The sequence below is a fragment of the Methylobacterium sp. WL103 genome, from assembly GCF_008039885.1.
GTDB lineage: Bacteria > Pseudomonadota > Alphaproteobacteria > Rhizobiales > Beijerinckiaceae > Methylobacterium > Methylobacterium cerastii.
The window spans coordinates 1-6849 of sequence record NZ_VRUX01000207.1 but is presented as its reverse complement, the minus strand read 5'-3'; the positions used below and the strand labels follow the sequence as shown (position 1 = coordinate 6849).

The following is a 6849-nucleotide window of genomic DNA, read 5'->3' as shown; positions in this document are numbered from 1 at the left end:
CTGGGTGGCGACCGCGCACTGCCCGATGGTCTCGCCGGTGGCGGGGTTGAGCACCGGCAGCGTCTCGCCGCCCGAGCCGGCGCCCCAGGCGCCGGCGATGTGAAGCTTCACGTCCGGATACATGTCGGCTTGCATTCCCTGCCCGGCCAGCCGCGAGGGCCGGCGACGGGGGCAATGTCGGCCTCGGCGCCCCGGGGGGCAAGGCGGAGCGGGGAACGAACGCGAGCGGATGTCCGCGTCAGGCGGTGATGCTGCGCTTGACCGGCTCGGGACCCTTCACCGTCACCGCCCCCCCCCGGCGCGCGCGCAGCGTGCCGCCCTTCGGCACCACCTGCCAGCCTTCCTTGGCGCCGTCGATCGGCTCGGAAACCACCACCAGCCCGGTCTCGGTCTGGCGGTAGTACAGGCTCGGCGGCCGCGCATCGCAGGCCCAGCGATAGGCGAAGATCTCCTCGCCGTCGGTGAGGAGCGCAGTGAAGCGCAGCGGCTCGGTGATGCCGGCGCCCCGCATCAGATCGCGCACGGTCGCCAGCGTCTTGGCCATGGCGCCGACCGGGTCCTCGGCAAGGCCGTTGGCAAGGGCCAGCAGGAACAGGGCCTCGGAGTCGGTGCTGCCGCGACGCCCGTCGTAGAGGGCGTCCGGGATCAGCGCCTCGAGGCGGCGCTTGATCCGCAGGTATCCGCCGATCTGCCCGTTGTGCATGAACAGGTGGCGGCCGTTGACGAAGGGGTGGCAGTTTGTCCGCGCGGTCGCCGTGCCGGTCGAGGCGCGCACGTGGGCGAAGAAGGTCCGCGCGCGGACCTGCCCGCACAGGTTGACGAGGTTCTCGTCCGACCAGGCCGGCAAGATGTCGCGATAGACGCCCGGCTCCGGTCGCTCGCCGTACCAGCCGAGGCCGAAGCCGTCGCCGTTGGTCTCGGTCTTCCCCTGCTCGGCGTGCAGCGACTGGTGCACGAGCGAGTGGGTGGGCGCGCAGACGAGATCCGAGAGAAAAACCGGCTCGCCGCTATAGGCCAGGAAGCGGCACATGCTTGGGACCAACCTCTCGCTGATCGCACGGCCGCGAAACGCACCGGATCTGCCTGTCGGGCAAACCCGGTCCCGCGCCATCGCCGAACCGTAACATTTAGATGTCGATGGTGAACAGTTCGCTAACGCACCGCACCATACACAGAGTTTGTGCGGTCCCGAACGGATCCTCGCCAAACCAGTCGCAAGGCAGGCATGCGCATGAGACGAAATCCGACTCTTGTTACCCGGCTTCGGACGGCGCAGCATGCTTGGATCGGGAATCAGCGGCTCGCCACGAGGCCGCACCACCCGTCAGGCATCACCGCATCCTCACATCTCGCGAAGGAGGTCCCATGGACCGCGCTCCCTCCCCCTGTCCCGTCGCCCTGGTCGTCGAGGACGATGCCGCGGTCCGCAACCTCGCCGCCGCCGTGCTGGAGGAGACGGACCTCGGGGTGATCGCCTGCGACAGCGCGGAGGCCGCGATCTCGATCCTGGAGCGCGACGACGTCACCGTCGCGCTGCTCTTCGCCGACATCCGTCTGCCCGGCGCGATGGACGGGCTCGCGCTCGCCAGCACCGTCGAGCGCCGCTGGCCGGACGTGCGGGTGGTGGTGACCTCGGGCTACGATGCCGTCGGCGACGCGCGGATGCCGGCGCAAGCGGTGTTCATGCAGAAGCCGTGGCGCGCCCTCGACGTGCTGGTCCAGGCCGAGCACGCGACGGAAGCCGCCCGCGCCGCCTGAGCGTTCGCTCGATCGACCCGGACGGCGCCGAACGCGTCGTCCGCGATCTCACGGGATCGAACATCCTTCGGCGCACGAAAAAAGCCCGGTCCGCATGCGCGGCCGGGCTTTTTCGAGGATCGCGATCGACGGGCCTCGCGGCCCGGACCGACTTACTCGGCGGCGGGGGCCGCCGGAGCGCCACCGGCCGGAGCCGACGGGGTCATCGACGGGAAGCCGGGACGACGGGGGCCGCCGGCGCCGAAACGGGGCTTCGGCTTCGGGGCGGCGATCAGGCCCTCGCGGATCGCGGTCTTGCGGGCCTGCTTGCGGGCGCGACGGACGGCCTCGGCCTTCTCGCGCGCCTTGCGCACCGAAGGCTTCTCATAGGCCTTGCGCTGCTTCATCTCGCGGAAGATGCCTTCGCGCTGCATCTTCTTTTTGAGGACGCGGAGCGCCTGATCGACGTTGTTGTCGCGAACGAGTACCTGCAACGGAGTGGATCCTCTAGAACCAGTTTGAACGTGGCATTCGGTTGGTGTCGGTGGCGAGACGCCCGCGACGGAGCGGGAAACCGACAGCGCCCCGGACCCGGGGATCGCCCGGGCGGGACGCGGTTCGGACCGTCTCGATTCGGCACCAGATCTGCACCTTGGGCAGGCTCTTACACCAAGCGGCGGCGAGTTCCAACCGGATAGGCGACGCGAACGCGATCCGCGCGAACTGTGACCGGGCAGCCTCAGTCGCGGCTCTGGTAGGGTGTTCGCGCCGACACCACACAAGGATTGCCGGACGGCGGCGGCCACACGGCGATCGTCCTACGGCAGGGGTGACCGATGAACGACGACGCGCAGCAATTCGCCAGCGACAACTATTCCGGCATCTGCCCGGAGGCCTGGGGGGCGATGGCGGAGGCCAACGCCGGGCATGCGCCGGCCTACGGCGAGGACGCCTGGACCGCACGCGCCGCGGACGCCTTCCGCACCTTGTTCGAGACCCGGTGCGAGGTGTTCTTCGCCTTCAACGGTACCGCCGCCAACGCGCTGGCCCTGGCCTCGCTCTGCCGCTCCTACCACAGCGTAATCTGCGCCGACGCCGCCCACGTGGAGACCGACGAGTGCGGCGCGCCGGAATTCTTCTCCAACGGCTCGAAGCTGCTCACGGTCCGCACCGAAAGCGGCAAGCTGACCCCGGACGCGATCCGGGCGCTCGCCACCAACCGCAAGGACATCCACTTCCCGAAGGTCCGGGTGGTGACGGTGACCCAGCCGACCGAGACGGGACAGGTCTACACCCTGGCCGAATTGCAGGCGATCTCGGCCACCTGCCGCGACCTCGGCCTGTCGCTGCACATGGACGGGGCGCGCTTCGCCAACGCCTGCGCGCATCTCGGATGCAGCCCGGCGGACATGACGTGGCGCGCGGGCGTCGACGTGCTCTGCTTCGGCGGCACCAAGAACGGCATGCATGCCGGCGAGGCGGTGGTGTTCTTCGAGCCCGCGCTGGCGGAGGATTTCGGCTACCGCTGCAAGCAGGCGGGGCAGCTCGCCTCCAAGATGCGCTTCCTGTCGGCGCCCTGGGTCGGGATGCTGGAAAGCGGGGCCTGGCTCCGCAACGCCGCGCACGGCAACGCCTGCGCCCAGGACTTCGCCGCGGCGGTGGCGGACATGCCCGGGATCGCGCCGATGTTTCCGGTCGAGGCCAACGCCGTCTTCCTGGCGATGCCGACGGAGATGATGGAGCGCCTGCGCACCAGGGGCTGGCGCTTCTACACCTTCATCGGCGGCGGAGCCCGGTTCATGTTCGCCTGGGACGCGAAGCGCGAACGCGTCGCGGAACTGGTCGCGGACCTGCGCGCGGTGGCCGCGGCGTCGGCCTGAGCGGCCGACGGGTTGCCGCGCGGCGCGCGGCTGTCTAACAGGGCGCATGGTTCCGACAGACGCCCGCCCGTCCTCGACGACGCCGCCGTAGCGCGCCCCGCCGCCACGCCGTCCGCCTCCGCGGGACGGCGCACGCGGTCCGTCGAACCGTCACCCTTCGAGATCGCTCCTCTTTTTGGGCTCGCACGCCGCCTCCAGCTTGGCGCGGGCCGGACATATTGCATGACCTTCCAGACCTTGCGGGCCGAATGGGCCCCGCACGTGCCGCGCGAATTGCTCGCCGGCACCGTCGTCGCGCTCGCCCTCATCCCCGAGGCGATCGCGTTCTCGTTGATCGCCGGCGTCGACCCCCAGGTCGGGCTCTACGCCTCGTTCTGCATCGCGGTCACCACCGCCATCGTCGGCGGGCGCCCGGCGATGATCTCGGCGGCCACCGGCGCCACCGCCCTGGTGATGGCCGGCCTCGTGCGCGAGCACGGCCTGCAATACCTGCTCGCCGCCTCGATCCTCGCCGGCCTGATCCAGATCGGCGCCGGCCTGCTGCGCCTCGGCGACCTGATGCGCTTCGTCTCGCGCTCGGTGATCACCGGGTTCGTCAACGCGCTGGCGATCCTGATCTTCCTCGCGCAGATGCCCGAGCTGATCGGGCGCGGGCCGACCGTCTACGCGATGGTGGCGATCGGGTTGGCGATCATCTACGGCCTGCCGCGGCTCACCAAGGTGGTGCCCTCCCCCCTCGTCTGCATCGTCCTGCTGACCATCGCCGCGATCGCGCTGGCGCTCCCGGTGCGGACGGTGGGCGACATGGGCGCGCTCCCCGCAAGCCTGCCGTCCTTCCTGCTGCCGCAGGTGCCGCTGAGCCTCGAGACGCTTCGGATCATCCTGCCCTACGCCGCCACGGTAGCGATGGTCGGCCTGCTCGAATCCCTGATGACCGCGGCGATCGTCGACGAGATGACCGACACCGGCAGCGACAAGAGCCGGGAATGCCTCGGCCAGGGCGCCGCCAACATCGTCTCCGGCTTCTTCGGCGGCATGGCCGGCTGCGCGATGATCGGCCAGACGGTGATCAACGTCACCTCGGGCGCCCGCGGCCGGCTGTCCTGCCTGTGGGCCGGCTGCTTCCTGCTGTTCCTGATCCTCGTCCTCGGCGCCTACGTCCGGCAGATCCCGATGGCGGCGCTGGTCGCGGTGATGATCTTCGTCTCGCTCCAGACCTTCTCCTGGCGCTCGATCCGCGACCTCACCCGCCATCCCGGCTCGTCGAGCGTGGTGATGCTCGCCACCGTCGCGGTGGTGGTGGCGACCCACGACCTCGCCCGCGGCGTGCTCGTCGGGGTGCTGCTGTCGGGGGTGTTCTTCGCGCGCAAGGTCGCCCGGGTGTTCGACGTCGCGAGCCGGCGCGAGGGCGCGGTCCGAACCTACGTCGTCACCGGTCAGCTGTTCTTCGCGACCGCCGAGGCCTTCCACGGCGCGTTCGACTTCCGCGACGACGCCGAGCGGATCGTGCTCGACCTCACGGCCGCGCATTTCTGGGACATCACCGCGATCAACGCCCTCGACCGGGTGGTGCTGAAGTTCCGCCACCACGGCCGCGCGGTCGAGATCGTCGGCCTCAACCGCGCGAGCGCGACCCTGGTCGAACGCCTCGGCACCCACGACAAGCCTGGCGCGGTGGCGACGCCGGGGCATTGAGGCGGCGGCGAACCCTCAAGCGAGCCAGTCGGGCATCCGGTCGAGGCCGATCAGTTCGTCGTAGGTCTGGCGCGGGCGAACGATCGCGGCCTGCGCGCCGCTGACCAGCACCTCGGGCACGAGGCGGCGGGTGTTGTAGGTGCCGGCCTGGACCGCGCCGTAGGCGCCCGCGGTCATCACCGCGATCAGCGCGCCGGGCGCGACCTGCGGCATCTCGCGCTGCAGGGCGAGGTAGTCGCCGGTCTCGCAGACCGGGCCGACCACATCCGCAGTCACCCGCGGCGCGTCGGCGGCCGGCACCTCGACCGGCCGGAGCGCGTGGTAGGCCTCGTACAGCGTCGGCCGGATCAGGTCGTTCATCGCGGCGTCGACGATGACGAAGGTGCGGCCCTCGCTCTCCTTCACGTACAGCACGCGGGTGACGAGGATGCCGGCGTTGCCCGCGATCATCCGGCCGATCTCGAAGACCGGGCGCAAACCGAGGGGCGCGAAATGCGGCCGGATCGTCGCGGCCAGGGCCGCCGGGTCCGGCGGGGGGGCGTTGTCGTCGCGATAGGGGATGCCGAGGCCGCCGCCGAAATCGATGTGGCGGATCGGATGGCCCTCGGCGATCAGCCGTCCGGCGAGGCCGGCGAGCAGGCGGGCGGCGTTCTCGAACGGCGCCAAGTCGGTGATCTGGCTGCCGATATGCATGTCGACGCCGTGGATCGCGAGGCCTGGCAGCGTCGCGGCCAGGGCGTAGACGGCGGGCGCGCGCGTGATCGGGATGCCGAACTTGTTCTCGTACTTGCCCGTCGAGATCTTGGCGTGGCCGCCGGCGTCGATGTCCGGGTTGACGCGGATCGAGACGGGGGCGTCGATCCCGAGGCTGGTCGCCACCGCGGACAGCGCGAGCAGCTCCGGCTCGCTCTCGACGTTGAAGCAGAAGATGCCGGCCTTCAGCGCCGCCGCCATCTCGTCCTGCGTCTTGCCGACGCCCGAAAACACGATCTTGCGGGCCTCGACTCCGGCGCGGAGCGCGCGGAGCAGCTCGCCCTCGGAGACGATGTCCATGCCGGCGCCCTGGCGGGCGAGCGTCGCCAGCACGGCCTGGTTGGAGTTCGCCTTCATCGCGAAGCACACCAGCGCGTCGTCGCCGGCGAAGGCATCGGCGAACACGCGGTAGTGCCGCTCCAGGGTGGCGGTGCTGTAGCAGTAGAACGGCGTGCCGACGCGCTCGGCCAAGGCCGTCAGGTCGACGTCCTCGGCGTGCAGGCGTCCGCCGCGATCCTGGAAATGGTGCATCGTTCGGCCGTGTCCGGGAAGCGTCGAGATCCGCCGTTCGGCTCGTGATCCCGCCCGCGGGGGAACCTCGCCCCGAGGCGAGAGAGCAAGGTTTGGTGACGGTGCGTGCGGTCCGCCGCGCGGGCGGCGGCCTAGAGCAGCGGATCGAGGATGAAGGGATCCTTCGGGATGCGGTAGCCGCGCTTGGCGCCGCGGCTCGTCTCCACCGGCGCCTCGGTGCCGGAAGCGGGGGCGAGCGCGGATGGCGGCAGCT

6 protein-coding genes are annotated in these 6849 nt (G+C 70.6%); 3 read left to right on the top strand and 3 right to left on the bottom strand.

The features are described 5' to 3' along the window. Positions 1-238: 238 nt before the first annotated feature. The gene (locus FV222_RS13745) at positions 239-1030 is read right to left on the bottom strand and encodes a class II glutamine amidotransferase (protein ID WP_147752609.1); all 792 of its coding nucleotides are present in this window, start codon (positions 1028-1030) and stop codon (positions 239-241) included. Positions 1031-1365: 335 nt separating this feature from the next. Between FV222_RS13745 and FV222_RS13740 the strand changes: the two genes are divergently transcribed. Next, positions 1366-1758, top strand: coding sequence for a response regulator (locus FV222_RS13740; protein WP_147761917.1), 393 nt, complete (start codon positions 1366-1368; stop codon positions 1756-1758). A gap of 152 nt (positions 1759-1910) precedes the next feature. Here FV222_RS13740 and rpsU read toward each other — a convergent pair whose 3' ends face one another. Continuing rightward, complete coding sequence (gene rpsU, locus FV222_RS13735) at positions 1911-2231, bottom strand: 30S ribosomal protein S21 (RefSeq protein WP_147752611.1); 321 nt, start codon at positions 2229-2231, stop codon at positions 1911-1913. Between the two features lie 342 nt (positions 2232-2573). On the opposite strand from rpsU, the gene FV222_RS13730 reads away from it, so the two are divergent. Together FV222_RS13730 and FV222_RS13725 are read left to right on the top strand one after the other, a co-directional pair. Continuing rightward, positions 2574-3617 carry a low specificity L-threonine aldolase gene (locus tag FV222_RS13730; protein WP_147761916.1) on the top strand — a complete coding sequence of 348 codons (1044 nt, stop codon included), beginning with the start codon at positions 2574-2576 and terminating at the stop codon, positions 3615-3617. A gap of 222 nt (positions 3618-3839) precedes the next feature. Beyond that, positions 3840-5312 carry a SulP family inorganic anion transporter gene (locus FV222_RS13725; RefSeq protein WP_147814668.1) on the top strand — a complete coding sequence of 491 codons (1473 nt, stop codon included), beginning with the start codon at positions 3840-3842 and terminating at the stop codon, positions 5310-5312. A 15-nt stretch (positions 5313-5327) separates the two neighbouring features. On the opposite strand, the gene lysA is transcribed toward FV222_RS13725, so the two are convergent. Beyond that, positions 5328-6596 carry a diaminopimelate decarboxylase gene (gene lysA, locus FV222_RS13720; protein WP_147761914.1) on the bottom strand — a complete coding sequence of 423 codons (1269 nt, stop codon included), beginning with the start codon at positions 6594-6596 and terminating at the stop codon, positions 5328-5330. Positions 6597-6849: the final 253 nt, after the last annotated feature.

Bases quoted from the DNA above. Each gene is read 5' to 3' on its own strand.
- FV222_RS13745 (WP_147752609.1), bottom strand. From the start codon at position 1,030: ATGTGCCGCTTCCTGGCCTATAGCGGCGAGCCGGTTTTTCTCTCGGAT.
- lysA (WP_147761914.1), bottom strand. From the start codon at position 6,596: ATGCACCATTTCCAGGATCGCGGCGGACGCCTGCACGCCGAGGACGTC.
- FV222_RS13730 (WP_147761916.1), top strand. From the start codon at position 2,574: ATGAACGACGACGCGCAGCAATTCGCCAGCGACAACTATTCCGGCATC.
- FV222_RS13740 (WP_147761917.1), top strand. From the start codon at position 1,366: ATGGACCGCGCTCCCTCCCCCTGTCCCGTCGCCCTGGTCGTCGAGGAC.
- FV222_RS13725 (WP_147814668.1), top strand. From the start codon at position 3,840: ATGACCTTCCAGACCTTGCGGGCCGAATGGGCCCCGCACGTGCCGCGC.